The 24,844-nt window shown below is 62.6% G+C and carries 25 protein-coding genes; 4 read left to right on the forward strand and 21 right to left on the reverse strand.

The window, feature by feature from the left end:
* Position 1: 1 nt before the first annotated feature.
* The 4 genes from recJ to ACYQ6T_RS06730 all read left to right on the forward strand — a co-directional run bounded on the left by recJ (position 2) and on the right by ACYQ6T_RS06730 (position 6,374).
* Positions 2–1,732: a single-stranded-DNA-specific exonuclease RecJ gene (recJ, locus tag ACYQ6T_RS06715; protein ID WP_459829107.1), complete on the forward strand. Its 1,731-nt coding sequence runs from the start codon at positions 2–4 to the stop codon at positions 1,730–1,732.
* Between the two features lie 42 nt (positions 1,733–1,774).
* Positions 1,775–2,912 (forward strand): peptide chain release factor 2 gene (prfB, locus tag ACYQ6T_RS06720; protein ID WP_459829163.1). Its coding sequence is split into 2 segments (ribosomal slippage): positions 1,775–1,855 and positions 1,857–2,912, totalling 1,137 coding nucleotides; the frame shifts between segments, so codons are not numbered across the junction.
* Positions 2,913–2,939: 27 nt separating this feature from the next.
* Positions 2,940–3,776: a type I methionyl aminopeptidase gene (gene map, locus ACYQ6T_RS06725; protein ID WP_459829110.1), complete on the forward strand. Its 837-nt coding sequence runs from the start codon at positions 2,940–2,942 to the stop codon at positions 3,774–3,776.
* Between the two features lie 6 nt (positions 3,777–3,782).
* The gene (locus ACYQ6T_RS06730) at positions 3,783–6,374 is read left to right on the forward strand and encodes a [protein-PII] uridylyltransferase (RefSeq protein WP_459829112.1); all 2,592 of its coding nucleotides are present in this window, start codon (positions 3,783–3,785) and stop codon (positions 6,372–6,374) included.
* Here the strand turns inward: ACYQ6T_RS06730 and ACYQ6T_RS06735 are convergent.
* The 21 genes from ACYQ6T_RS06735 to ACYQ6T_RS06835 all read right to left on the reverse strand — a co-directional run.
* Positions 6,368–6,883, reverse strand: a complete 516-nt coding sequence (locus ACYQ6T_RS06735; RefSeq protein ID WP_459829165.1) for a TIGR00645 family protein — start codon at positions 6,881–6,883, stop codon at positions 6,368–6,370. The two genes, ACYQ6T_RS06730 and ACYQ6T_RS06735, sit on opposite strands and share 7 nt — an antisense overlap.
* A 23-nt stretch (positions 6,884–6,906) precedes the next feature.
* A complete protein-coding gene (locus ACYQ6T_RS06740; RefSeq protein ID WP_459829114.1) occupies positions 6,907–7,707 on the reverse strand; it encodes an undecaprenyl-diphosphate phosphatase in 801 nt (266 codons plus the stop codon).
* Between the two features lie 112 nt (positions 7,708–7,819).
* A complete protein-coding gene (gene hypE / locus ACYQ6T_RS06745) occupies positions 7,820–8,869 on the reverse strand; it encodes a hydrogenase expression/formation protein HypE (RefSeq protein WP_459829116.1) in 1,050 nt (349 codons plus the stop codon).
* A 20-nt stretch (positions 8,870–8,889) separates the two neighbouring features.
* Positions 8,890–10,596 (reverse strand): enoyl-CoA hydratase-related protein, encoded by a 1,707-nt coding sequence (locus ACYQ6T_RS06750; protein ID WP_459829119.1) that lies wholly within the window; start codon positions 10,594–10,596, stop codon positions 8,890–8,892.
* Positions 10,596–11,756 (reverse strand): hydrogenase formation protein HypD, encoded by a 1,161-nt coding sequence (hypD, locus tag ACYQ6T_RS06755; protein ID WP_459829122.1) that lies wholly within the window; start codon positions 11,754–11,756, stop codon positions 10,596–10,598. The genes ACYQ6T_RS06750 and hypD overlap by 1 nt, the downstream gene beginning before the upstream one ends.
* Complete coding sequence (locus ACYQ6T_RS06760; protein WP_459829124.1) at positions 11,756–11,980, reverse strand: HypC/HybG/HupF family hydrogenase formation chaperone; 225 nt, start codon at positions 11,978–11,980, stop codon at positions 11,756–11,758. The genes hypD and ACYQ6T_RS06760 overlap by 1 nt, the downstream gene beginning before the upstream one ends.
* A complete protein-coding gene (gene hypF / locus ACYQ6T_RS06765; protein ID WP_459829126.1) occupies positions 11,937–14,438 on the reverse strand; it encodes a carbamoyltransferase HypF in 2,502 nt (833 codons plus the stop codon). Before hypF ends, ACYQ6T_RS06760 begins: the two co-directional genes overlap by 44 nt.
* Positions 14,390–15,292: a hydrogenase nickel incorporation protein HypB gene (gene hypB, locus ACYQ6T_RS06770; protein WP_459829128.1), complete on the reverse strand. Its 903-nt coding sequence runs from the start codon at positions 15,290–15,292 to the stop codon at positions 14,390–14,392. Before hypB ends, hypF begins: the two co-directional genes overlap by 49 nt.
* Positions 15,293–15,303: 11 nt before the next feature.
* The gene (gene hypA / locus ACYQ6T_RS06775; protein WP_459829130.1) at positions 15,304–15,645 is read right to left on the reverse strand and encodes a hydrogenase maturation nickel metallochaperone HypA; all 342 of its coding nucleotides are present in this window, start codon (positions 15,643–15,645) and stop codon (positions 15,304–15,306) included.
* Positions 15,638–16,453, reverse strand: a complete 816-nt coding sequence (locus tag ACYQ6T_RS06780) for a hypothetical protein (protein ID WP_459829133.1) — start codon at positions 16,451–16,453, stop codon at positions 15,638–15,640. Before ACYQ6T_RS06780 ends, hypA begins: the two co-directional genes overlap by 8 nt.
* Positions 16,450–16,893 carry a [NiFe]-hydrogenase assembly chaperone HybE gene (gene hybE, locus ACYQ6T_RS06785; protein ID WP_459829135.1) on the reverse strand — a complete coding sequence of 148 codons (444 nt, stop codon included), beginning with the start codon at positions 16,891–16,893 and terminating at the stop codon, positions 16,450–16,452. Before hybE ends, ACYQ6T_RS06780 begins: the two co-directional genes overlap by 4 nt.
* Positions 16,890–17,102, reverse strand: coding sequence for a rubredoxin (locus ACYQ6T_RS06790; protein ID WP_459829137.1), 213 nt, complete (start codon positions 17,100–17,102; stop codon positions 16,890–16,892). Before ACYQ6T_RS06790 ends, hybE begins: the two co-directional genes overlap by 4 nt.
* Entirely contained in the window at positions 17,099–17,779 is a 681-nt protein-coding gene (locus tag ACYQ6T_RS06795; RefSeq protein WP_459829140.1) for a hydrogenase expression/formation protein, read from the reverse strand. Before ACYQ6T_RS06795 ends, ACYQ6T_RS06790 begins: the two co-directional genes overlap by 4 nt.
* A 194-nt stretch (positions 17,780–17,973) precedes the next feature.
* Entirely contained in the window at positions 17,974–18,405 is a 432-nt protein-coding gene (locus tag ACYQ6T_RS06800; protein ID WP_459829142.1) for a thioredoxin domain-containing protein, read from the reverse strand.
* Positions 18,402–18,710, reverse strand: a complete 309-nt coding sequence (locus tag ACYQ6T_RS06805) for a HypC/HybG/HupF family hydrogenase formation chaperone (protein WP_459829144.1) — start codon at positions 18,708–18,710, stop codon at positions 18,402–18,404. The genes ACYQ6T_RS06800 and ACYQ6T_RS06805 overlap by 4 nt, the downstream gene beginning before the upstream one ends.
* Positions 18,711–18,715: 5 nt before the next feature.
* Positions 18,716–19,342, reverse strand: coding sequence for a HyaD/HybD family hydrogenase maturation endopeptidase (locus ACYQ6T_RS06810; RefSeq protein WP_459829147.1), 627 nt, complete (start codon positions 19,340–19,342; stop codon positions 18,716–18,718).
* Positions 19,343–19,347: 5 nt separating this feature from the next.
* A complete protein-coding gene (gene cybH, locus ACYQ6T_RS06815) occupies positions 19,348–20,052 on the reverse strand; it encodes a Ni/Fe-hydrogenase, b-type cytochrome subunit (protein ID WP_459829149.1) in 705 nt (234 codons plus the stop codon).
* A gap of 10 nt (positions 20,053–20,062) precedes the next feature.
* Positions 20,063–21,862, reverse strand: coding sequence for a nickel-dependent hydrogenase large subunit (locus ACYQ6T_RS06820; RefSeq protein ID WP_459829152.1), 1,800 nt, complete (start codon positions 21,860–21,862; stop codon positions 20,063–20,065).
* Positions 21,863–21,878: 16 nt separating this feature from the next.
* Positions 21,879–22,955 carry a hydrogenase small subunit gene (locus tag ACYQ6T_RS06825; RefSeq protein ID WP_459829154.1) on the reverse strand — a complete coding sequence of 359 codons (1,077 nt, stop codon included), beginning with the start codon at positions 22,953–22,955 and terminating at the stop codon, positions 21,879–21,881.
* A 21-nt stretch (positions 22,956–22,976) separates the two neighbouring features.
* On the reverse strand, positions 22,977–23,558 hold the full coding sequence (locus ACYQ6T_RS06830; RefSeq protein WP_459829156.1) for a HupE/UreJ family protein: 582 nt from the start codon (positions 23,556–23,558) through the stop codon (positions 22,977–22,979).
* Positions 23,559–23,685: 127 nt separating this feature from the next.
* A partial coding sequence (locus tag ACYQ6T_RS06835) for a PAS domain-containing sensor histidine kinase (protein WP_459829159.1) occupies positions 23,686–24,844 on the reverse strand: 1,159 nt, incomplete at its 5' end.

The following is a 24,844-nucleotide window of genomic DNA, read 5'->3' on the forward strand; positions in this document are numbered from 1 at the left end:
GATGATCCGCGCCCAAGTTCGCCTTCGCCAAGCTTCTCCCCGCGCAATCTACCGCCTTGAGCAGGCGGGCGCCGACCCCTTGACTGCACGCCTCTATGCCGCGCGGGGGGTGAGCGACCCCGCCGAACTCAGCACCGAACTCGTGCACCTCCCCCCACCCGCTGCGCTCAAAGGAGCTGAGCAAGCGGCGACGCTCCTTGCCGACGCGATCGAGTCAGGGGCGCAGATGGTTGTCGTTGGCGACTACGACTGTGACGGCGCCACCGCAACCGCGTTGGCGATCCGGGCGCTGCGCGCGATGGGGGCGCGCGTTGACTACCTCGTCCCCAACCGCTTTACCGACGGCTACGGCCTCACCCCGGTGATCGTCGAACGGGCGGCCGAGCGCTTTTCTCCCAAGCTGCTGATTACCGTCGACAACGGCATCGCGAGCCACGAAGGGGTCGCCGCCGCCGCACGGCGGGGGATCGCCACGATCATCACCGACCACCACTTGCCCGGGGCGACACTCCCCGACGCTGCGGCGATCGTCAATCCAAACCAGCCGGGTTGCCCCTTCCCGAGCAAAGCGATCGCCGGCGTCGGGGTGATCCTCTTCGTCATGCTCGCGCTTCGCGCCGAACTGCGTGCCCGCGGCTGGTTCCAGGGCACGAGAACGGAACCCAATCTCGCGCAGTGGCTCGACCTTGTTGCGCTGGGTACTGTTGCCGACGTCGTCCCGCTCGACCACACCAACCGGATCCTCGTTGCGCAAGGGCTTGCCCGGATCCGCAAAGGCCAGATGACCCCGGGGATCGCGGCGCTCTTTCACGCGGCACGGCGCGACCCCCGGACGGCCACCACCGACGACCTCGGCTTTTTCCTTGGGCCCCGCATCAACGCCGCTGGACGCTTGGAGGAGATGACGGTGGGGGTTGAGACGCTGCTGTGCGACGACCCGCAACGGGCGCTTGCGCTTGCGACGACGCTCGACGCGATCAACCGCAACCGCCGCGACATCGAAGCGAAGATGAAGGAGGAGGCGCTCGCGCTCCTCGAAGGGGAGACGTGCTCTGGTAAACAGACGCTCACCCTCTTTCACCCCGAGTGGCACCAAGGGGTAATCGGCATCGTCGCCGGGCGGCTCAAAGAGCAGTACCGCAAACCGGTCTTTGCGTTCGCCCCCCACGACGGCGCGTTGGTGAAGGGCTCGGGCCGAAGCGTCCCGGGGCTCAACCTTCGCGACGCGCTCGACCTCGTGAGCAAACGCGCGCCGGGGCTACTTGTCGCCTTCGGGGGGCACGCGATGGCTGCAGGAGCGACACTGCGCGCCCAAGACCTCTCCCAGTTCGCTGCGCTCTTCGAAGAGGCTGCCGCGACGCTCGCACCCGACGGCATCGACAGCGACACCCTCGTCGCCGACGGCTCGCTCCCCGTCGCCGCGATGTCGCTCGCCACTGCCGAGCAGCTCGCTACTGGCGTCTGGGGCGCGGGCTTTCCTCCGCCACTCTTTGTCGACGATTTTCGCCTCATCGAGCAGCGGCTCGTCGGCAACGCCCATCTGCAGCTGCGGCTGCAACGCGATCTTCCCCGTCCAGCTCCACCTTGTTCCGGGATCCTCTTTCGCCACGCCGAGCCCCTCCCCGAGACCTTCACCGCCGCCTACCGCCTCGCGATCGACCGCTGGAACAGCGCGGCACGGCTGCGGCTGCAGATCGAGGCGCTCATCGAGCGTTGCGAAAATCTGGGATAATTCCACCCTCAAAAGCAACACCCTAAAGGATAAACACCGATGATGGACCCGCAAACGATCAACGCGATCGAAGGGCAGCTGCGCTCGATCCTGGAGCGCAACGACGAATTGCGGAGGTATCTTTGACTACCCTGACCTGAAACGGCAGCTCGAAGAGACCCACCTCGCGCTCCAGGATCCGGCCGTCTGGAACGACCCCGAAAAGGCGCAAGCGCTCGGCAAGAAGAAACGGGAACTGGAAGCGGTGATCGAGCCGCTCGAAGCGACGCGCGAGGAAGCACAGAGCCTCCTCGAGCTGCTCCAGCTCGCGCGCGACGAGAACGACGAGGCGACGCTCCTTGCGCTTCGCGACGACGCCCAACGGCTCGACGCGACCCTCGCCAAACTGGAACTTCGGCGCATGTTCAGCGACCCGATGGATCCGAACAACTGCTTCATCGAGATTCAGGCGGGGGCTGGCGGCACCGAGGCGCAAGACTGGGCGGCGATGCTCCTTCGGATGTACCTGCGCTACTGTGAGCAGAAGGGGTTCGAGACCGAGATTCTCGAGGAGTCCGAGGGAGAGGTCGCCGGCATCAAGAGCGCGACGGTCAAGGTCACGGGCGACCACGCCTACGGGCACCTGCGTACCGAGACGGGGATCCATCGCCTTGTGCGCAAGAGCCCCTTTGACGCCAACGCCCGCCGCCACACCAGTTTCGCTTCGGTCTTCGTCTATCCCGAAGTCGACGACAAGATCGAGATCGAGATCAACCCCGCGGATCTCCGCATCGACACCTACCGCGCATCGGGCGCTGGCGGGCAGCACGTCAACCGAACCGACTCAGCGGTGCGCATCACCCACCTCCCCACCGGCATCGTCGTGCAGTGTCAGAACGACCGCTCGCAACACAAGAACAAAGCGGCCGCGATGGCGATGTTGAAGTCCCGCCTCTACGAACTGGAGCTGCGCAAACGGCGCGAGCAGCAGGAGGCGCTCGAAGAGACGAAGAGCGACATCGGCTGGGGTCACCAGATCCGCTCTTATGTGCTTGATCAGTCGCGCATCAAAGATCTGCGCACGGGGGTTGAGATCGGCAACACCCAAGCGGTCCTCGACGGCGACCTCGACCCCTTCATCGAAGCAGCGCTGAAACAAGGGGTGAACAGCAGCGCGAGTAGTGCCACCGACGAGAGCTAACCCGATTTTCCCCCAACGAGAGAAGCCATGGCCATCGACATCAAAACGCCTGAGGAGATCGCCGCGATGCGCGTCGCGTGTCGCCTCGCCTCAGAGGTGCTGGACTACATCGCCCCATTCGTCCAGCCAGGGGTCACCACCGCTGAGCTCGACCGCCTCTGCCACCGCTACATCGTCGACGTGCAACAGGCCTACCCTGCCCCCCTCAACTACCCCGCCGGAAGCGCCAACCCGTTCCCCAACGCAATCTGCACTTCGGTCAATCACGTCGTCTGCCACGGCATCCCCAACGAAAAGCCCCTCAAAGAGGGCGACATCATCAATCTCGACATCACCGTCGAAAAGGATGGGTGGTACGGCGACACGAGCCGCATGTTCATTGTCGGCGACAAGGGGTCGATCCTCGCGCGGCGGCTCGTCCAGGTCACCTACGAGTGCCTCTGGCTCGGGATCGCCGCCGTCCGACCCGGCGCGCGGCTCGGGGATATTGGCGCCGCGATCGAACGGCACGCGATTCACCACGGTTTTTCGGTAGTACGCGAATATTGCGGTCACGGAATAGGGCGGCGTTTCCACGAGGAGCCGCAGGTGCTCCACTACGGCAAACCGGGAACGGGCATTGAGCTCCAGCCCGGGATGACCTTTACGATCGAACCGATGATCAACGCCGGCAAAGCGCCCACCTCTGTCCTTGCCGACGGCTGGACGGTGGTCACCAAAGACCGCAGCCTCTCGGCGCAGTGGGAACACACGGTGCTGGTGACCGAAACGGGGGTCGAGGTGCTCACCACCTCGGCGCACTGCCCCAAACCCCCCGAAATCGTCCGCAGCCGCTTCGGCGACGGGTTCATCTCCCTCGGGTAGCCGCTCGTGAATCGCCCGTTCGCCGCGCTCGCCCAAAGCCTCACTGAGGGAAGAAAGGAACTTGCGGCCGCGTTTCTGAACGGGACTCTCACCCCGTTTCGCTACCTCCACGCCCACGCGCGGCTCGTCGATGCGACCCTTGCCGGGCTCACCCACGTGGTGCCGTTGCCGCGCGGCGCAGCGCTGCTGGCTGTCGGGGGGTACGGCCGACGGGCGCTTTTTCCGATGAGCGACGTCGACTTGATGCTCCTTGTCCCCCACGAGCTCGATGAGAAGGAGCAGGCGCAAGCCGAGCAGTTTGTCGCAGCACTCTGGGATGTCGGACTCGAGGTCGGCATGAGCGTGCGCACCGTCGACCAGGCGCTCGAACTTGCCGCCGAGGAGATCACGGTGCAGACCAACCTCCTCGAGGGGCGAAGGGTGGTGGGGAGTGCGACACTTGCGACCCGCCTGGCGCGGGCCCTGCGCGCCCAGCTCGAGCCGCTTGCCTTCTACCGCGCCAAAGCGGCAGAACAGGAGCGGCGCCACAGCCGCTGGCTCTCCCCGTATGCGCTCGAACCGAACCTCAAAGAGCACCCGGGGGGGCAACGCGACCTCGACCTGCTGCTCTGGATCGCCCAGGCGCTCGGCTACCGTGGCCGGTGGGCGGCGCTCGCGAAAGCGGGGTTGCTGCTCGCTGAGGAAGCGCGGGAACTCGATCGCTGCCAACGGTTTTTGGCGCGGGTTCGGATCGAGCTCCATCTGCTCAGTCGGCGGCGCGAGGATCGGCTCCTCTTCGACTACCAAAGTGCGCTCGCAGAGCGGCTCGGGATCAAGCATACTGGCGAGCAGCGCCCCGCCGAACGGTTCATGAGGCGCTACTTCCTCAACGCCAAGATCGTCCTGCAGCTCAACACCGTGCTGATGGCGTCGTTTGCCGAACGGCTTGCACCGCCCGCGGACGAGGCGATTGAACCGCTCGACCGCTTTTTCGTGCGCCGCGGCAACCGCCTCGACCTCAAGGACGACAACCTCTTCGCCGACCACCCGGAGGCGTTTTTGGCGCTTTTTCTCCGCATGGCGCAACACCCTGAACTCTCGGGGCTCACCGCGCGGGCGGCACGGCGCCTCTGGGCCGAACGCGACCGCATCACCCCCGAGTACCACCTCGTTCCCGAACATCAACGCCTCTTTCTCGAGCTCCTCAAGCAGCCGCGCGGCATTGTCCATGAGACGCGGCGGATGAACCAGTTCGGGATCCTCTCGCGCTACCTCCCGCCGTGGCGCAAGATCGTCTGCCAGATGCAGTACGACCTCTACCACGAATACACCGTCGACCTCCACACTCTGATGGTGATCCGGAACCTGCGGCGGTTCACCATGGAGGAGCACGCCCACGAATATCCCGAGATGACCGCGCTGATGGGCGAATTTGGCGAACCGTGGCTCCTCTACCTCGCGGCGATCTTCCACGACATTGGCAAAGGGCGCGGGGGCGACCACAGCGTGATTGGCGCGGAACTCGCGCGCACTTTTCTCTCCACCCACCCGATCGCCCCGGAAGCGGTGGAGCTCGTCTCGTGGCTCGTCGCCGAACACCTCACGATGAGCCGCATCGCGCAGAAGGAGGATATCTCCGACCCGGCGACGATTGAACGGTTTGCCGCGATCGTTGGGAACGAGCGGCGGCTGATCGCCCTCTACCTGCTGACCCACGCCGACATCCGCGGGACGAGCGCCAAGGTGTGGACCCCGTGGAAGGCGCGGCTCCTTTCGGACCTCTTCCACGCGACGCGCAGTTGGCTGCGGCGCGAAGGAAGCGGCCTCGGCGCACCCACCACCCGCCCCGACCCCCTCGCGGAGCGGCAGGAGCAGGCGCGCGCGATTCTGCGCTTTCACGGCATTCGCCCCGGCGAAGAGGCGAGCCTATGGCAGCGCCTCGGCCCCGACTACTTCCTCCGCCACCACCCCGAGACGATCGCGTGGCACACCCGTCTCCTCTACTGGCGTCATTGCCAACGCGAACCGGTGGTGCGGGCGCGGCTCCTCCCCGACGGCAGCGGCGTGCAGGTGATGGTCTTCGCCCCCGACGCGCCCCAGCTCCTCGTGCGGCTCCTCGACGTCTTCTACTGCCTCAACGCCGACATCTGGGAAGCGCGCATCTACACGACGCCCGACCATTGGGCGCTCGACACCTTCGTGCTCGACTTCCCCCCGGACCACGCCCCACGCGAGTCGCTCGCACTCCTCGAATACGAACTGCTCGCAGCGCTCGACCGCAACCAGCCGCTCACGCCGATACGCTGCGCCCCGCGGCGGTTACCGCGCTTGGTGCGCCACTTCGGCTTTCCGCCGCAAATTACGCTTGCACCTGATGAGAGCGGCAACCGCTTTGTCCTCACGGTGGTCGCACTCGACCGCCCCGGGACGCTTCTTGCGCTCGTCACCGCACTCGCCCACTGGGACGTCTCGATCCACCTCGCCCGGATTCATACCGCTGGCGAGCGGATCGAGGACGCCTTCGTTGTGAGCGGTCCGGGCCTTGAACGACCCGAACGGCAAAACGCGATCGTGCAGGCCCTTACCCGCGTGCTCGAGCGGCTGGGTGAAGCTCAGTGACCGCTCTCCCCCCCGCGCTGTACCCGATCCATGATCGCGTAGAGGAGCGCTGAAACAACAAAGACGAGGTGCAACCCCGTCTGCCACATCAATACGCGGTCTTCGAGCTGCTGGACGTTGAGAAAGGACTTGAGGAGCTCAATCGCCGAGATCGCGACGATCGACCCGATCAGTTTGATCTTGATATCGGCAAAACCGATATGCCCCATCCAGTCGGGGCGGTCTTCGTGGTTGTGGAGGTCGTCCATCTTTGAGACGAAGTTCTCGTAGCCGCTAAAGATGATGATGAGGATCAGGTTCATCACCAACGCCGCGTCCACGAGCGACAACACCCCGACGATTACTTCCGACGAGGATGCCGTCGGCAGAATCGCGACGATCCCCCACCCCTGCTTCGCAAATTTGTAGAGCATCACGAGAAGCGCCCCCACGAGCCCCAAATAGACCGGCGCGAGCAACCAACGGGAGGCAAAGAGGGTATGTTCAAGCGCTTTCTCAACACCGCGCATGCTTTCACGCATCTCCTGCTCCTTTACCGAATGAGGACCCACCACACCACCGCGGCGAGCGCGATGCGATACCAGGCAAAGAGGGCAAACGAGTGGTGGCTGATGTAGCGCAACAGCCAACGCACCGCGACGAGTCCAGAGAGAAAGGCTGCGACAAACCCCACCGCGATCTCACCGAGCTGTGCTGTTGAGAGCGCAGACCAATCCTTCGCGAGCGTATAGAGGGTCGCTGCGAACATCGTCGGAATCGCGAGGTAGAAGGAGAACTCGGTCGCCGCCGTACGCGACAGGCCAAAGAGCAGCCCCCCGAGAATCGTCGCCCCCGAACGGCTCGTCCCCGGAATCAGCGCGAGCGTCTGTGCGCACCCCACCTTGAGGGCGTCCCGCCAATCCATCTCGTCGACGGTCGAAATCCTCGGCTGCGGGCGAAAGCGCTCGATGAGCAGGATCGCCACGCCCCCCAACGCCAGCGTCGTCGCGACGACCGCAGGGGAAAAGAGATAATTTTTGATCGCCTTGCCGGCAAGCAGACCGACGACAGCTGCAGGCAGAAACGCGAGGAGAAGATTCACCGTCAAGCGCACCGCCGCCGGCTCACGCACGAACCAGCCGCGCACCACCGCGGCGATTCTCCCCCGGTAGTGCCAGCAGACGGCGAGGATCGCCCCGAGCTGGATCGCGATCGCGAAACTCTTGTCGGCGTCGCTCGTTTTCTCCAGCCACGCCTGTGCCAGAATCAGATGGCCCGTCGAGGAGATCGGCAAAAACTCAGTTGCCCCTTCCAGAAGCCCCAGAAGGAGCGCTTCCCAGATCGATTCGCTCATCGTCGTTCATTCAACACAAATAGCCGGATTTTAGCGGAAATTCCGCTTGGCTTACCGAGTTTCGCGACAAGAAGCTCGCGGCACTTCGCGCGAACGGCTAACACGGAGCGGGTCAGCAGATCCGGGGGAGGGGGTCGGCGTGGAGCCAGTCGAGCAGTCGCAACCCGCCAAAAGGGGTGCGCAACTGAACGAAACAGTGCTCGTCCGCCACGACTTCGCCGATCAGCGTCGCCTCGCGCCCCAAGGGATGAGCGCGCATCGCCGCCAGCAGCGCTTCGCTCGACTCCGGCGCGCAAATCACGAGGAGTTTGCCCTCGTTGGCGAGGTGCCACGGTTCGATGCCCAAGAGTTCGCAAGCGCCGGCTACCGCGTCGCGAACGGGAATCGCCGCTTCGTCGAAGACAAACCCGACCCCGGCAAGCTGCGCAATCTCGTTGGCCGCCGCCGCTAGCCCCCCACGGGTGAGGTCGCGCATCGCCCGTATCGCAGCGCCACTGGCCCGCATCGCGGCAATGAGCGGAGTGAGCGCCGCGCAATCGGAGCAAACGGGCGCCTCTAACGATACCGCCTGGCGCGCTGCCATGATCGCGATGCCGTGGTCGCCCAACGTACCTGAAACGATCACGTGGTCACCTGGACGGATCTGCCGCGCCCGCCATTCGGACGCTGCAGGTGCGCTCCCGATCCCAGTCACCGCAAGGTAAACTCCGTCCCCCTTGCCCCGTTCGACCACTTTGGTGTCGCCAGCAACGATCGCGACGTTCGCCGTTTGCGCCGCCCGGGCAACGCTCGCGACAACCTCTTCGAGCGTCGCGAGCGGAAACCCCTCCTCAAGAAGTACGCCAATAGTCAAATAGAGGGGAATCGCCCCGCGCACCGCGAGGTCGTTCACCGTGCCATTGACGGCAAGCGTCCCGATGTCTCCGCCGGGAAAAAAGAGCGGCGTCACCACGTGGAGGTCGGTACTCACCACCGGCACTTGCCCTAGCGGAAGCGGCGGAAGACGGGTCGCATCTTCCGCCTGGGCAAGCCACTCATTGTGCCAGTAGCGGACGAAGAGTTCGGCGATGAGCTCCGCCGTCGCACGTCCCCCCGCCCCGTGGGCGAGCGACACCAAGCCTTTTTCCCGATCGAGCGTTCTTGACCACCGTTTGGTCGGCATTGTTCTATTTCCTCAAGATTTCAAGCAAGGTGAGCGTTGAGTTGCCTCACTGCGATGCGATTTCCTTGGCGGTGGCGGGCGAGATGAAGTGGTGTCCACGAGTGGGGGGTTCTGTGGACGAAGTGGTAACGGGCCACATGGTAAGCCGGGTCGAAGCCGTAAAAGTTGCGCGCCATGGCTTCGAGCTCTTCGCGGCGGTAATCGGCAAGGGGTCTCGCCGCCTCGTCAGCGGCGCGTTGCGCCACCTTGCGTGCAAGAAAAGTAGTCACCGCTGTTTCGTCTGCTGCCAACGCCGCGGCGCGGGCCGCTACCCCCTCAGAAAATCCCTCAGAAGGTAAAACTGCGTCATAGAAACCCAATTCCACCGCCTCTTCGCCGAGGATCGGCAGACGGTGGGCCATGAGGCGCTTTGCGCCGTCATTACCCAATCGGCTGGGCAAAAGGTAAGTCCAGAATTCTGAGCCGTAAAGGTTGCCCATGTTCTTGTAGTGGGGGTTGAGGACCACACCACGGCGCACCCAAACGATATCGCATGCCCGGGCGAGGAAACAGCCACCCGCCGCGGCGTTCCCGGCGAGCGCGGCAATAGTGATTTGGCCAGTGTGACGGATCAGCGCCTCGGCAAGGTCGTCGATCGCCTCGATGTTGGCCATCGACGCATCGGCAGGCCGCTCAGCCGCCTCGATGACATGCAGATGGATGCCATTGCTCCAGAACCCCTCGCCCCCTTCCAGCACCAATACCCGCGTGGGGCGAGAAAATGCCCATTCGAGCGCCGCGAGCAACCGACGGCACTGCGCTGTGCTCATGGCGCCGTTAGCGAATGAAAAACGCAAGAACCCCACCGCCCCTGTTTCGCGATAGGCGATCTCCTGCCAAGTAGGAACAGTTGCTTCCCAATAACCGTTGAGGGACCATTGCGGAAGTTCGGCTGCTTCGGGAAAAGCCACCAGCGCAGGGAGTTTGAGACCACCGGTGCGCCGCACCTGCCCAACCCAAACCGCACCGTCTCGGGTGGCAACGAGAAGGGCTTCGTCACGCCGCGCCACCACCTCGCCGGGCTTCCCCTTACCGCCCCCCCCCTCTTCGGGATGAAGGTCGAAGATCCGGCATTGTTCGCCGAAAAGGGAGGTAATCGCACCGGGTGCATTGTCGGAGGCGCAGGCAATACGCAAGATCTCGTCGGTTGTCATTGCGGCCCAGTCGATCGTACGCTGGGCTGCAGAAAGTGCCGGCCGAAAGATACCGGGGGGAGACGGCTCCGGGTGGTCGCCACGCGCCAGGCGTGCCAGCGCTTCACGGAATGCAGTTACCGCAGCTTCGGTCACTTCGCGACGGTAGAGATCGGCTTTGCGCGCTTGGCGCATCGGGAAGCTGAGTGCCGCCCAGATTGGCCCGGCATCGTACTCTGCCACCGCTTGCAAGACTGTCACCCCCCACTGCGCCTCGTTGCGGAGGATGGCGTGGTCAAGCGCATTCGGACCGCGGTCGCCCGGAGGGCCAGGATGGAGGATCAGCGTTGGTACCGCCCGCCATACCGACTCCGGCACTTTGTGTTTGAGAAATGGCGCAACGATGACCTCCGGCTGCCACAGCGCCACCGCCTCTTCGGTGACCGCATCGCTGATGTCGAACTCGATGCTCACCTCATGACCATCGCGGCGCAGTTCGGCGAAGATTCGCTGACTCAGACTGTTGAAGGCGTGAACGAGCATGAGGATACGCATTAGACGGTCTCCGCTTCGGCATGTGTCGCCCGCTCGTGGAAACGACCATAGTGGTAGTAGGCGGCGCAAGCCCCCTCGGACGAGACCATGCATGAACCGAGCGGCCGCTCAGGGGTACACGCTTTAGCAAAGAGCTTACAGTCGCGAGGCTCCTTATGGCCGCGCAGGATTGCGCCGCACTCGCACGCCGGGTGGTCAGGGATAGACGGCGCTGCGACGCCAAAGCGCACTTCGGCGTCGAACTGGGCATAGCAAGAACGAATCCGCAATGCCGAGTAAGGCAACACCCCGAGGCCGCGCCACTCGAATGTCTTACGCAATTCGAAGACTTCAGCAACAAGCGCCTGCGCCTTCTGGTTCCCGTCGCGGGTTACCGCCCGCGTGTACTGGTTCTCCACTTCGGCGCGCCCCGCATTGACCTGCCGCACCAGCATATGGAGAGCCTGGAGAACGTCAAGCGGTTCGAAGCCAGCAATCACTACCGGTTTCTGGTACTCTTCGGCAAAAAATTCGTAGGGACGAGACCCGATCACCACCGATACGTGGGCCGGCCCAACAAAGCCATCGAGCCGCGCACTTCCCCATCGCCGAGCCTCACTCGATTCGAGAATGCTCATAATTGCTGACGGCGTCAAAACATGGCAACAGAGCACCGAAAAGTTGCGCAACCCCTTCGCCTCGGCGGCAAGAATCGCGGCCGCAGTGGGCGGCGTCGTGGTCTCAAAGCCGATTGCGAAGAAGACCACCTCGCGCGCCGGTTCCGCTTCTGCAAGCGCCACAGCCTCCAGCGCCGATCCGACCATCCGCACGTCGGCGCCGCGCGTTTTTGCTGCAAGCAACGACTCCCCTTTGCCTGCGGGGACCCGCAGCACGTCGCCGTAGGCGCACAGGGTTGTATTGGGCAGTGTAGCGATCGCGATAGCCTGCGCTACCCGCCCCGGCGGCAAGACACAGACCGGGCATCCGGGGCCATGGATCATGCGCACGTTCGCGGGCAGCAACGCTGGAATACCGTAGCGGGCGATCGCATGAGTGTGACCGCCGCAAAACTCCATGAAGCGGTAGGTCCGGGCGGGGTCGACCTCGGCGGCGATGGCGCGCGCGAGCTGTCTTGCCAGCGCCGGGTCGCGAAACTCCCGGATGTAGCGTAGCCCCGCCATCACGCCTCCCCCTCTTCCCATTCCGCCATGAGTGCGAGCGTACGCGCAGCCTCTTGGGGGTCGAGTCGGGTCAGAGCAAAACCGACGTGGACGATCACATAGTCCCCCACCGCCACCTCATCCAAGAGCACCGTACTCACCACCTGTTTCGTACCGCCCACGACCACTTCGGCCTGATTCTCAGGCAAGAGCGCAACCACTTCGGCAGGGATTGCCAGACACATCGCTTCGCTCCTTTTCCGTTTTACCCGATCGCTCAAGCGCACGATGCGCCAACCACGCCTGCCCAAGCGCAATGCCGCCATCGTTCGCCGGAAGGCGCTCGGGAAGCGTGAGCACCACGCCATAGCGGGCGCTTACCGCCGCCATTTCACTCACCAGCTGCCGGTTTTGCCAGCAGCCGCCGCCGCCAAAGAGCACCGACTGAGACCCGAGATGGGGAAGCGCCGCCGCAACCAACCGTTCAGCGACCCCGCGGTGAAAGGCCACGGCAGCGGCAATCGGTTCGGCGAGCACAAACTCTGCCACCCAGTGCCACCAGTTGGCCTCGTCGAGCACGGAACCATTCCCGCTTTGCCGATCTCGAGCGCACGCAACGCGTGCAGCCACCGCCTTCTCGTCTCCTGTAGCGGCAAACGCGGCGCTCTCCAGGCGCATCGCCGCTTCACTCTCAAAGGTGTTGTAGCCACAAAGCCCCAGAAGCGCGGCGATCGCGTCAAACCAACGGCCCATGCTTGTCGTCTCGGCCACCGCTCCTCCCGAGCGCAACCACTGCCACAACCGGACCACCTCACCCCATTGCGGCCACCGGTACCCCCGCTGCGCCACCGCTTCGCCCCGCCGCTCCCACCACTGCCTTACCGCTGTTTCGCTGTAGCCTAATCGATGGAGCACCGCCACCGCGAGCCGCCACGGTTCGCGTGTCGCGCGATCCCCTCCCGGCAACGGCAACCTCGGCAAGTGGGCAAGACGTTGCCACGATCCGTCTGCTTCCAGGCGGAGCAATTCGCCCCCCCATGCGCTCCCGTCAGCGCCAAAACCAAAACCGTCGAGGGTCCAACCGTGCCACGGACCCGGAGTCACTGCTCCCTTTTCGGCCACTGCTGCCGCGAGATGGGCAGGGTGGTGCCACACCGGAACGAGCTTTGCGCGCCAATGGTCAGCGAGCAGCTCAGCTAAGCGGCGTGAGAGCGCGTCGGGGTGGGCATCGTGTGCGATCCAGCGGGGCGTCACCCCCAGCCACTGCTGCCAGTAGGTCAGTGTCCGCCACGCATGGTCGAAGGTCGCGCGGTTTGAAAGCTCGCCAAGGTAAGGGGTCAGGTAGGCGGCGCGATCGACGACAAACGCCGCCGCCATCTTGAGGTCGCTGCCCAGCGCCACACCCGGCTCCCCATCTTCGGGGAAGGGAACCGGCTCGGGGACAAAACCGCGCGCCCGCCGAATCATGAGGGGTGCTCCCGTGGCAGTCAAGCGTACCACCGAGTCGTCGGCCCGCTGGGCGATCGCACGGTCATGGGTGAGGTAGCCGTCGACGATGGCGCGCAACATCGCAATCGCCTCGGCGTCGTCCGCGGCAATCGGCTCGCTACTGCGGTTGCCGCTCGTCATCACCAAACGGAGCGGGTGCGGCTCATTGAGCCACGCGGTCCCCGTCGGCCGCCCTGCTGCCTCGTGCCACAGGAGATAGTGGAGTGGCGTTGTCGGCCGCATCACCCCCAACCAGGCAAGCCCCGGGGCAAGCTGCATGAGCGCTGGGTCGGCCAAGGGAGGAAGTTCTCGGCGCAGGGGGACAAGGACGATCGGCGCTACCACACTTTCGAAGGAACGGCGCGCCGCCTCATCCCACGCCAGCCACTCTTCAAGCGACGCCACGTTGAGCGCCATGACCGCGAAGGGTTTGTTTGGGCGGCGCTTGCGCGCCCGCAACCGCGCCACCGCCTCAGGGTTGTTGGCGTCGCACATCAATTGAAAGCCACCCAACCCTTTGAGCGCGACGATGCCGCCTGCACGCACCACCTCCAGCGCGCCTGCGATCGGGTCCCCCGCAAGCGGCTCGCCCGCGCCGTCGAGGAAGGTGAGTTTCGGTCCGCACCTCGGGCACGCGGTCGTCTCGGCGTGGAAACGGCGGTTGCTCCAATCGGTGAATTCCGCATGACAAGCGGCACAGAGGGGAAAGGCGGCAAGCGTCGTCCCTGCTCGCTCGTAGGGAAGAGACCTGCTCACCGTGTAGCGCGGTCCGCACTGGGTGCAGGCGAGAAAAGGGTAACGCCACCGCCGGTCGTTGGGATCAAAGAGCTCAGCAAGGCAGTCGGGGCAAACAGCGCGGTCGGGGACGAGCGCCACTCCCCCTGCCGATACGTTAGGCAAAATCGCGAAAGGGGCATCATCCTCACGCCCTGCACCGAGCGGAGCAGGGTCGATCGCGCTGGTGTCCGGGAACGGTTCGATCGCTTCGATCTCGGCCGATGGGGGAGCCTTTTGCCGGAGCTCAGCAAGGAACCGGAGGGGATCGCCGTCAGTCAGCGCCACTTCCACCCCCCAACCGACGTTGCGAACCCACCCGCGCACCCCGAGCGCCTGCGCCAAACGGACGACGAAGGGGCGAAAGCCAACCCCCTGCACCCGCCCGCGGATCAGGAAGCGGCGAGCGCCGCGCAACGCGTCTCGATCCACGTCAGCCACTGCTCGAATCCTTCCCCTGTCAAAGCCGAGAGCGGAATCGCTTCGATCCCCGGACGGACGCGCGCCGCGTAGGCGCACGCTTTCGCGACGTCGAACGGCACATAGGGAAGGAGATCGCTCTTATTGACCAACATCAGTTCGGAAGCGGCGAAGATGTCGGGGTATTTGAGGGGCTTATCCTCCCCTTCGGTGACCGCGAGGAGAACCACCTTGGCGTGCTCGCCGAGGTCAAACGCCGCCGGACAGACCAAGTTCCCTACGTTCTCGATAAAGAGGATCGACCCCTCAAGGGGGGCGAGCGCCTCGATCGCGTGGCTCACCTGGTGGGCGTCGAGGTGGCACCCCTTGCCGGTGTTGATCTGGATTGCCGGCACGCCGGTGGCGCGGATCCGTTCCGCGTCGTTCGACGTCTGCTGGTCCCCTTCGATCACCGCGATCGGGTAGCGCCCTTTGAGCGCTTCTATCGTCTTCACCAGGAGCGTCGTCTTCCCAGAACCGGGACTGGAGACGAGATTGAGCGCAAGGATCCGCCGCTCAGCAAGATAGCGCCGATTTTCCTTCGCAAAGCGGTTGTTGTACGCCAGGATATCTTGTTCCACCTGGACCATCCGTGCCTGGCTCATCCCTGGCGCATGAGCCCGCGCCGCTCCCGCACCGAAATCGAGGGGGTGAGGGTAATGAGCGTGGGAGTGATCAACGTCATCGTGATGATGATGGTGGTGATGATCATGGTGGTGGTGATGGTGAGGGTGATCATCCCCGTGATGGTGCTCGTGCAAAAGAGCCTCATGCTCATCGCCGCCATGCGTATGGGGTTGGATCGTGGTGGAGCCACAGCCGCAAACAGTGCACATCTTTGCTCTCCCTATTCGATTTCGATTGCCAGCACCCGCATTTCGGTACCGGCAGTGGGTTGCAGGCGATAGCCGCCGCAGTGAGGACACGAATCGGTGCGGTCGGCGATCGCTACCTGCTTTTGACAATCCCAACAGTAGGCGGCACCCTCCACCCGCTCGATGCGAAGTTCCGCCCCTTCCGCCAGGGTGCCACGGCAAACGGCGTCAAAACAGAACTGGAGCGCTTCGGGTGCAACGCACGACAGGGCGCCGATCTCCAGAATGACGCTGCGAATCCGCGCCGCCCCTTCGGCCAGCGCACTCTCTTCGGCCAAGCGAACCACGCTCTCGGCAAGCGCCATCTCATGCATCGCGCACCTCCAGCTCGCAAGGGACGCACGGATCGAGTGCCGCGAGAGCCGCCCGTCCCAGTTCAACGACCTCTTCGCGGCGAGAACAGGCCACAGGTTCAATCAGTTCGCGCACAACCGCCGCATCGAAACAGAGACGGTCGGTGGGAGCATCGACCGCGTAGCACGCCACCCGATCGTCACACACTCGAGCACGATGGATCAGCTTCCCGCGCGCGGTGGTAAGCGCTACCTCCGCCTCCCCGGCTTCCTGGCGGATGCTCAGTGCCAGCCACTCGACGAGCGCCTCCGCTGGCAAAACGAGATCGTGTACGATCCGCTGCCAGCGGCAGCGAAGGCGCGCTCCAATCCTTGGGGCGGCTTTCTTCCAGTGCGCCAGGTAGGGTGCAATCACTGGCACCAAACAGGATTCGACCCAGCGACGCCGATGCGTCTCGTCTGAGGATTCAACATCCCTCCACTCATGCCACAAGTGCCACTGGGGGGATTCCCCAGAAACTTCCGGCCAGCGGTGAAGCAAGTGTATCAAATGTTCGCGCGCCGCCTCTTTCCAGACCTCAGAAACGCGCGCAGGCAGAACCGTCACCTGACGCCCCGTGGCAGCAGTGAGCACGACCTCTGCCGCCAATTGCTGCGCGGTTCGACAGACGCCGTAAAGCAACCCGACCCATTCGACAACCGATTCGGGCGTCTGACCAACGAAGCGGCGCGCCACCGGCGGACGAACCAGGCGGCTCTCAGCCACTGCAACGGTGTGCGAGGCCTGCTGCCAGGCCAGAGAGAGGCGAAAAAAACCGACCTCAATCATCTTTGCCCTTCTGAAACACCATCTGGCAACGAAATTGGGGGGCGAGTTAACGCTGCGAGTACTGCCCACGCGGTAAGCCGCGCCTGATCTTGATCGGGGAATTCCACTGGGGGAGAAAAGAGCGAACAGGTGTGATAGATCCCCACACCGGTCATCTCAGCGGCCAAAAATTCGTAAGCACCGGCCGGGAAACGCCATAAGTGGCGATCCCCTGGAGCGACTTGCGGCCACCGATCATGCGCCGGCACGATCACTATGCTCACCGTCCACGGTGCAATCACCACCGCCACCCAGTGATCGTCCACCACCGCGCTGCGTTGCAACCCTACCACCTCGACCATCAGCGCCGGATTGCAGATCGGCACGTCCGCCATCCGCTGCGCCGTGGCACGCCACGCCGCCACCAGTGCTGATTCGGGTGATTCGCGCCACAAGGTCACTCGCAAGTCACCATGAATTTCATTTTTGGTGCCTGACACTCGGGGCATCGCCAATCCTCCGGCAGAGCAGAAAAAGGAGTGCCAGGCTGGACCCCGTGCTCCGGGTCGCCTACTTCGGGCCGATACTGCCACCAACAGACCCCACACTCCAACACTGCACCGGCAGAAGCATCTCGAAAGCTCCCTTCGAAAATGGGTTCACGGGTCATGACCTCAACTCCACCAGATAATCGGCCAACCTCTCGCGCGACAGCGCCAAATCCTCTGGCGCTGCACGAACCACCTCCGGGAGAGCGGTCACCTCGATGGTGTCGAGAATCAGGGCGTCCATGCTGTTGAAATAACGCACCCGCCAAACATCGCGCAACCGCGTATTCGAGACCCGACACTGACCATAACTGCGGATCGACACCGCAACCATTGGTGGTCCAAGCCACTCGTCAATCACCTTCAAGTCGGTAGCAGTAAGTGGCAGCAACGTCAGGTTGAGGACGTGAACAGCCCGCCCGAGTACGCCGCGACCTGCCCAGTAGCGTAACTCCTCGACCAGTGCGGGAGCATTCATACATCCCTCAGGGTAGCGGGGCGGAGGCATATCGGTAAGCGACGTCGCCACCATTGCCGCTATCAGCGACTCCACCTCTGGCGCATAGCGCCACTCGTCGCAAAGGACAACACCACCCTCGCCCAGAACCATCTCGTGCCAGATTCCAGGAAAGGCACTTTCGCGAACGCGCAAGGTCATAGGCGCCGCTGCCTGGGCAATCACTTCGCCGACACCAAAGGCGTCCTCGATCCAACGCCGAGCTTCGGGTGTCTCCGTCATCACTGAGGCAACGACTGGTCCCCCGGGGTTTGCCGCAATCGCTGCGACGAACCGTTCCATCCAAGAGACCGCGGATCCCTCTCGCCCCAACTCCCAACCTCGCGGGGCGGAAAAGGTGTGCATCTCTTTGGGGAGCAAGGGGAAGTCTGGCGCTTCGTCATTTTGTGTGCTGGGTCCAACCGCCACCACCGGGATCGGAAAAGTACGGCGCCGCCCCCCCAAGGAAACCAGAGAAGTAGAGGGATGGGAAGCCGTCATACCTTTTCTCCTGGGACTGGGTCACGTTCCAAGTGACGCCATGCCTCGGCCACCTCAGCACAATATTCGGCCCAATCACGCAGTCCTTCGATTCGCTTCTGTTCCCTACCGTCCTGAAGGAGGAGCAACGCTGGTACCCGCATGATGCCCCACTCTTTCTGCCAATAAGCCGAAAATTCAGGGCTAACAACAAAAAGCGGCTCACTTCCACCAGAAAAGAGCGAAGCGAGCACCTCAGGCACAATCACGCACGCATCGAAGACTTCGGGCTGCTTGGTTGGGTCACCGGTTAGGAGTACCCAGCATAGCCCATTGGGCCATCTGTAATCATTTTCAGCGACGATTCGTGCCCCCCCTTTTTCCATCCGGGTGAGCACCTTGGCCAATTTAGCCCGTGAATCAATAGGTGCCAGCAAGATTTCATTCATGATCTTGTCTCTCTGAGGAATTCAGGAAGTTGCGGTTCCCGATTGAGGTCAGGAAAGAATGCGGCTACATCGATCGACGCACCCGCCTGAGCAGCAGAGAGCGCCGCCAACGCCTGGCGAACCAGCGCGGCGCGCTCCGGTTCAAGCACCTCCCGCGCCACTCCCAAGTGGACCAGTAACCAGGTCCCAACCCGTTGCGGGCCGACTAGTGCGCAGTCGATCCACTCGATGGTACCGTTATCTCCTCGGCAGAGCGCCCTCCACCCTTCGGCCTCGATCACCTCCATCGGCACACCCAGGCACATCCCTGTTACCTCCGCAGAGCGAGCGCGAGAAAGCGTTCGTCACCGAAACGGCATGCCGCCTCCGGGGACGGGCGCCCAACCTCGTAGGCTTCGAGCGCGAGCGCCGCGTCAAACGGCAGCGGTATCTCCCCGTCGGTGCGCGGCTGTGGCGTCAAACCCCACCGCTCGAGCCAGGTCACCCCTAGCTCCACTGCACGCGGTACCTGCATCTTGACAGCTGGCGTGAGGCTGCCGCCGTAGTCTTCGAGCTCGGCAGGTTGCACCCCGATGAGCACCACCTCCCTGGGATAGGAGTTGGTCATCTCAGCAGCGAAAAGCACCTCCTGGAACCCCGCCTGGTGCAAGCTCATCTTGTTCGCGCCGAGAAAACGGGGCACTTCGTCGCCCACCACGACACGCAACGCCCCTGGGGCATCACCGAAATCGACTGCATCAAAGACAAGCAACCGCTCGGCTTGCTGAACATAGGGAAGCATGTAGAGCCCTTGCGTCCCGCCGTCCATCGCCTGCACCCTCTCCGGCAACATCCATCGGGTAAGGAGGTGTTCGATGCAGCGTACGCCAAAACCTTCATCGGCCCAGAGCACGTTGCCGATCCCAAGGAGCAACGCATCGAGGCTCTTTTCGCCCACTGTCGTCACTCCTTGTACATCCGCCAACCGCTCACCATCGTCGAGATGAGCGACTGCCGACTCATGATGTCCTCGCGGATTGCTGCATAGACATGCACCATCACGAAGATCACCATCAGCCACATTCCTGTCCTGTGCAACATATGGACCTGCAGCGAACCGCCGAAAGCTGGAATCACCCAGCCGAAGAGGGTATCGCTCCAGTGGCCTTGACCAGCACCCTCACTGTAAAGGGCGAAACCGGTGGTGATCATGAAGAGCGCAAGCAAAAAGAAGAGGAAGAACATCGCCAACTGCGCTAAGGGGTTGTGGCCGACGTATTTTTTCGGCTGGCGTTCAAGGAAGAGGTACCAGCGCAGTTCGTACCCGACCTCGCGCCACCACTCGCGCTTCCACACTGGCAGGATGAATAGCTGCCGCGCGTGGTGGTTGCCGACGAACGCCCAGTAGATGCGACCGAGCAGGCCGATGGCGAACACGTAGCCGGCAGCAAAGTGGGCAAACCGCACATAGCCCATCAGGAAATTGGTCGCCGCCTCCCCGGGTACTGAAGGAAGCGGCAGGCCAATGAAATAGCCGGTAGTAGCGAGCACCACGATCGCGGCTGCGTTGATCCAGTGCCATAACCGTACCGGCGCCTCATACACATAGACACTCTTGACCTGGCGGCCCCGCCGTTCGATCTCGAGCTGGTCTTCGTTGGCCAACATGGCGCACCTCCTAGCGCACGGTGACTGTGATCAGTTCGCGCTCATCGGGGCTGATCACATGGGTAGAACAAGCCAGACACGGGTCGAATGAGTGGAGCGTACGCAAGATTTCAAGTGGCTGATCGGGAACCAGCATCGGTGTGTCGAGGAGCGACGCTTCGAACGCCCCGATCTGCCCCTTCGGATCCCGCGGTCCGCCGTTCCAGGTGGTCGGCACCACGCACTGGTAGTTCTCAATCTTGCCGTCGCGGATGCGGATCCAGTGACCCAGGGCACCACGCGGCGCCTCGGTGAATCCCACCCCTTTCGCCTCACGCGGCCACGTACTCGGATCCCATTTCTCGACATTCGCGGTGGTGAGATCGCCCGCCTTCAGGTTAGCCATCAACTTGGCGAACTCACGCTGCTGCAGATGGGCGCAGTAGAGCGCCTCGAGTCCGCGAGCTGCGGTCCGGCCGAGTGTCGAGAAAATCGCCTGCACCGGCAGATCGAGTTGTTTGAGCGCCATGTCCACCAATCCGTGGATCTCGGGATACTGTTTCGGCTGGAGGTAACCGAGCACCATCCTGGCCAATGGTCCAACCTCCATCGGATGGCCACGCCAGCGCGGGGATTTGATCCAGGAATACTTGCCGTTTTCGTCAATCTGCTCGATTCGCGTGCGCGATCCCTTGGTGCGCGGGCCAAGTTCGAAGTGGTGCTCGGTCACGCCGTCCCACGGATGGAGTCCCTTCGATTCGTCCGGATAGGTGTACCAGCTATGGGCAACAAACTCCTGGATCTCCTCGGGATCGCGCAGGTCGACGGAATGGATTTTGGTAAAGTCACCATTGATCACAGCACCGCGCGGCAACTGTAGGTTCTCACTTCGGGTATCGTTCGCGCGGTGCGGGATATCACCGTAAGAGAGGAGGTTCTTCGACGATAGCCCCCCACCGAAGAGCCAATCTTTGTAGAAAGAAGCGATCGCCAGCAGGTCAGGAATATAAACTTTTTCAATAAATTCAGCCGCACGGTCAATGATCGATTGCACCAAATTGAGGCGTTCCATATTGACCGCGCCAACCGCTCCCGTCTGTTCAAGGCTGATTGCGCAAGGTACCCCGCCAACGAGCCAGTTCGGGTGGGGGTTCTTGCCTCCGAAGATCGTATGGATCTTCACGATCTCTTTCTGAAAATCAAGCGCCTCCAGGTAGTGGGTCACCGCCAGGAGATTGACTTCCGGCGGCAAACGGTAAGCCGGATGGCCCCAGTAACCGTTCATGAACGGCCCCAACTGCCCCGACTCGACAAAACGCTTCAATCGGTTTTGAATGTCACGGAAATAGCCGGGAGAGGAGAGCGGCCAAGAGGAGATCTTCTGGGCGATCTCCGAAGTGGCCTTCGGATCGGCAGAGAGAGCCGAAACCACGTCGACCCAGTCGAGTGCGTGCAGGTGGTAGAAGTGCACCAGTTGGTCATGAACTTGGAGGTTAAGCTGCATCAGGTTGCGGATGGTGTTGGCATTCTCCGGAATCGTAATGCCCAGCGCATCCTCCACTGCCCGCACCGAAGTGAGCGCATGGGTGCCGGTACATACCCCGCAGATTCGCTCAGTAAAGGCCCAGGCGTCACGCGGGTCGCGCCCCTTGAGGATCACTTCGAGCCCGCGCCACATTGTTCCTGTCGATACCGCGTTGCGGATCACGCCGTTCTCGTCGATATTGACTTCGACCCGCATATGCCCTTCGATCCGCGTCACTGGATCGACGACAATCCGCCGCCCCGAGTCGTTGAGCTGAAAGCCTTGTGGAGTGGTCATCTGTGCCATTGTGGGTCCTCCCTACTCATTCCGTTTCCGTTGTCTCGGGTTGCTTGCGCAGACGCGTGAGGACAGAGACCGCCGCATGGGCTGCCACCGCCGCGCCGACAGCACCGGCAGCCATCTTGCCGACACGATCAGCGTTCGCCTCGACGCCGAAGGGCTGAATCTGGGTGACGCGATCGTAGAAACTCCCTTTATCCCAGAAACCATCCTCCGAGCAACCGATACAACCGTGACCGGAGCGCACAGGCCAGCTCACCCCCCCATTCCACTGGATCGAGGAACAAGCATTGTAGGTCGTGGGCCCTTTGCACCCCATCTTGTAAAGACAATACCCTTTGCGTGCACCTTCGTCGTCCCACGCCTCGACGAACTGTCCGGCGTCGAAATGGCCGCGGCGGTAACACTTGTCGTGGATCCGCTGCCCATAGAACATTTTTGGACGCAACTGGCGGTCGAGTTCAGGGATTCGGTCGAAGGTCAACATGTAGGTGACCACACCAGTCATCACCTCGGCAATCGGCGGACACCCCGGCACATTGATGATCGGCTTGCCGGTGATCACCTTGTGGACCGGTGTAGCCTGTGTCGGATTGGGTTTCGCGGCCTGGACACACCCGAACGAGGCGCACGCTCCCCAGGAGATGATCGCCTTAGCGTCGGCGCATACCTCTCTGAGCTCCTCAATGAAAGGTCGGCCACCGTGAATGCAGAAGACACCATCCTCGTTGAGGGGAGGATTGCCCTCGACGGCCACAATGTAGCGTCCCTTATACTTCTGCCGCACCTCTTCGATGATCGCGAGCGCTTGATGTCCGGCCGCTGCCATCAGCGTATTGTCAAAATCGAGCGACAGCATTGAAAGCACCACGTCACGGGTGAGCGGATGGGCCGAACGGATGAACGACTCCGAACAGCAGGTGCACTCCAACCCATGGACCCAGATCACTGGCGTGCGCGGTTTCGTCTCCATCGCATGGACAATCCGCGGCACCGCGCTTGGCCCCAACCCCAACGCGGTAGCGGTCAGACTGCAGAATTTGAGAAAGCTGCGCCGCGTGATCCCTTGACGGCGCATCACTTCGTAGAATGTTTCCACCACCTTTCTCCTTTTCTTCGCTCAAGAGGCAAGAAGAACTGCACCAACCCCGGCGATTGCCATGCCAGCTGTGCGCACTGCCCAAAATTTCCCGCGGGTGAGTTGCACGAGCCCGTGCGCGAGAGCGACTCCTGAGAGGTGAAGCGCCAAGCTCGTTACCCCCATTCCCATGGTATAGACCACCGCCACCTCGCTTCCGGGAACCTCCAACCCATGAACGTAGCCGTGAAAAAGTCCAAAAAAGGCGACTACCAATATCGCGACCACCTGTGGAAAGCGAACTGCGGCAGCCAAAAGAAGCCCGAGCCCGAGGAGTGTCAGCTGCACCCCCGTCTCTGCGGCTGGAATAACCAAGCCCTCAAGCGCAACCCAGAAACCGGCCACCAATGCGGCAACGAAGGCAATGGGCAGACGCCACCAGGCGCTACCGCCCATCAACCCCGCCCACAGCCCGACTGCAACCATTGCCAGAAGATGGTCCAGACCAGTCAGCGGATGGATAAGTCCGGAAAAAAAGCCGGAAACCGGATGCGCCCCAACGTGGGCCCAAGCTAAAGCTGGGGAAAAGAAAAATGCGACAAACCACCTTTTGCTGCTGTGCATGGTCTTCCTCCGTGTTGATCCACACGAAGGCTAGAGCAAAAAGTGTGCCAGAAAAGATCCCGACAAAAAATGTCGATCAATCAAAAAGATAAATCAAGAAACAACACTAATGTCAAGGCATTCTTGATTACTCGGTTACCATAGGTAACCACAAAGTAAATATCGCACCACCTTCATGGTTGTTTTCTGCCGACAACCTCCCGCCCATCTTCTCGACCAAACCGTAGCTAATTGCCAGCCCAAGTCCCATCCCTTGTCCAACCGGTTTCGTCGTGAAAAACGGCTCGAAAATATGAGGGAGATGTTCCGGCGCGATGCCCGGCCCGTTGTCGACGAAATCGATTCGCCACCCATCTCCTTCCACCGCCGCGGTAATTGTGAGCCGCCCGTCCGGTTGGCCGGCAGTTGCGTCAGCAGCGTTCTGCACTAGATTCATCACCACCTGCTGCAACTGGCCACTGTTGCCCCAGACCCGCAAACCGTCGGGCAAGTCGAGCGTGACTCGGAAATTGCCGCGCACTGCCGACTGTACCCAATGAACCGATCGCCGGATGACCTCGCCAAAATCAACCTCGTGCCGCTCTCCTCCGTCGACGGCAGAGAAACGTTTCAAAGCGTCGACAATGTCACGGCTGCGTTGCGCGCCCTCCTCAAGCCCGGCGATGAGCCGGGGCAGGTCAGCCAGCGTCCGGTCGAGTTTGAGATCCTCGCGTAACCGTTGCAACTCCTCGGGCAATGCGCCGTATTCATCGCAGGTAGCGAAGAAGCGACGAAACCGCTCCGCGTAGCGCTTCAGCGCATAGACGTTGCCGAGCACAAAACTGATCGGATTGTTGAGCTCATGGGCAACCCCCGCGACCAAACGGCCAAGTGACGCCATTTTTTCAGAATGGACAAGTTGTCGCTGCGTGCGCTGGAGCTGCTCGTGCGCTTGCCGCAGCTGTTCATACGCCCGGCGCAGCTCCCCAACGGGACGCCCGGTAATCACCACACCGGAAATCCGCCCGGAAGCGTCGCGCCGCACGGTGCAATTGAATGAAACCGGAGTAAGAGTGCCGTCGGCCGTCACCATCTGGCACTCGCAATCGTTTTTTTCCTGAGGCGGCATCGTGCCTCGACCACAGAAGAGCGCACGATCTTTCTCGGCCAGCAAATGAAAGAACGGCTGACCGGTCAGCGCCTCGCACGGCTGGCCAACCAGCTTACAGAGAGATTCGTTGACCGCTTCAATCCGCCACTCGAGGTCGCAAACGACCAGCACATCGCTAATGCTGTCGATCACGCTA

Source organism: Hydrogenophilus islandicus (genome assembly GCF_054657095.1).

What these genes read in the sequence shown, in the direction of transcription:
- map (WP_459829110.1), top strand. Translation starts at nt 2,940, where the DNA reads ATGGCCATCGACATCAAAACGCCTGAGGAGATCGCCGCGATGCGCGTC.
- ACYQ6T_RS06820 (WP_459829152.1), bottom strand. Translation starts at nt 21,862, where the DNA reads ATGGCACAGATGACCACTCCACAAGGCTTTCAGCTCAACGACTCGGGG.
- ACYQ6T_RS06790 (WP_459829137.1), bottom strand. Translation starts at nt 17,102, where the DNA reads ATGACCCGTGAACCCATTTTCGAAGGGAGCTTTCGAGATGCTTCTGCC.
- ACYQ6T_RS06780 (WP_459829133.1), bottom strand. Translation starts at nt 16,453, where the DNA reads ATGATTGAGGTCGGTTTTTTTCGCCTCTCTCTGGCCTGGCAGCAGGCC.
- hypB (WP_459829128.1), bottom strand. Translation starts at nt 15,292, where the DNA reads ATGTGCACTGTTTGCGGCTGTGGCTCCACCACGATCCAACCCCATACG.
- ACYQ6T_RS06750 (WP_459829119.1), bottom strand. Translation starts at nt 10,596, where the DNA reads ATGCGTATCCTCATGCTCGTTCACGCCTTCAACAGTCTGAGTCAGCGA.
- hypD (WP_459829122.1), bottom strand. Translation starts at nt 11,756, where the DNA reads ATGGCGGGGCTACGCTACATCCGGGAGTTTCGCGACCCGGCGCTGGCA.
- ACYQ6T_RS06805 (WP_459829144.1), bottom strand. Translation starts at nt 18,710, where the DNA reads ATGTGCCTGGGTGTGCCGATGGAGGTGATCGAGGCCGAAGGGTGGAGG.
- hypE (WP_459829116.1), bottom strand. Translation starts at nt 8,869, where the DNA reads ATGCCGACCAAACGGTGGTCAAGAACGCTCGATCGGGAAAAAGGCTTG.
- recJ (WP_459829107.1), top strand. Translation starts at nt 2, where the DNA reads ATGATCCGCGCCCAAGTTCGCCTTCGCCAAGCTTCTCCCCGCGCAATC.
- ACYQ6T_RS06800 (WP_459829142.1), bottom strand. Translation starts at nt 18,405, where the DNA reads ATGAATGAAATCTTGCTGGCACCTATTGATTCACGGGCTAAATTGGCC.
- ACYQ6T_RS06830 (WP_459829156.1), bottom strand. Translation starts at nt 23,558, where the DNA reads ATGCACAGCAGCAAAAGGTGGTTTGTCGCATTTTTCTTTTCCCCAGCT.
- cybH (WP_459829149.1), bottom strand. Translation starts at nt 20,052, where the DNA reads ATGTTGGCCAACGAAGACCAGCTCGAGATCGAACGGCGGGGCCGCCAG.
- ACYQ6T_RS06740 (WP_459829114.1), bottom strand. Translation starts at nt 7,707, where the DNA reads ATGAGCGAATCGATCTGGGAAGCGCTCCTTCTGGGGCTTCTGGAAGGG.
- ACYQ6T_RS06735 (WP_459829165.1), bottom strand. Translation starts at nt 6,883, where the DNA reads ATGCGCGGTGTTGAGAAAGCGCTTGAACATACCCTCTTTGCCTCCCGT.
- ACYQ6T_RS06760 (WP_459829124.1), bottom strand. Translation starts at nt 11,980, where the DNA reads ATGTGTCTGGCAATCCCTGCCGAAGTGGTTGCGCTCTTGCCTGAGAAT.
- hypA (WP_459829130.1), bottom strand. Translation starts at nt 15,645, where the DNA reads ATGCATGAGATGGCGCTTGCCGAGAGCGTGGTTCGCTTGGCCGAAGAG.
- ACYQ6T_RS06795 (WP_459829140.1), bottom strand. Translation starts at nt 17,779, where the DNA reads ATGGAACGGTTCGTCGCAGCGATTGCGGCAAACCCCGGGGGACCAGTC.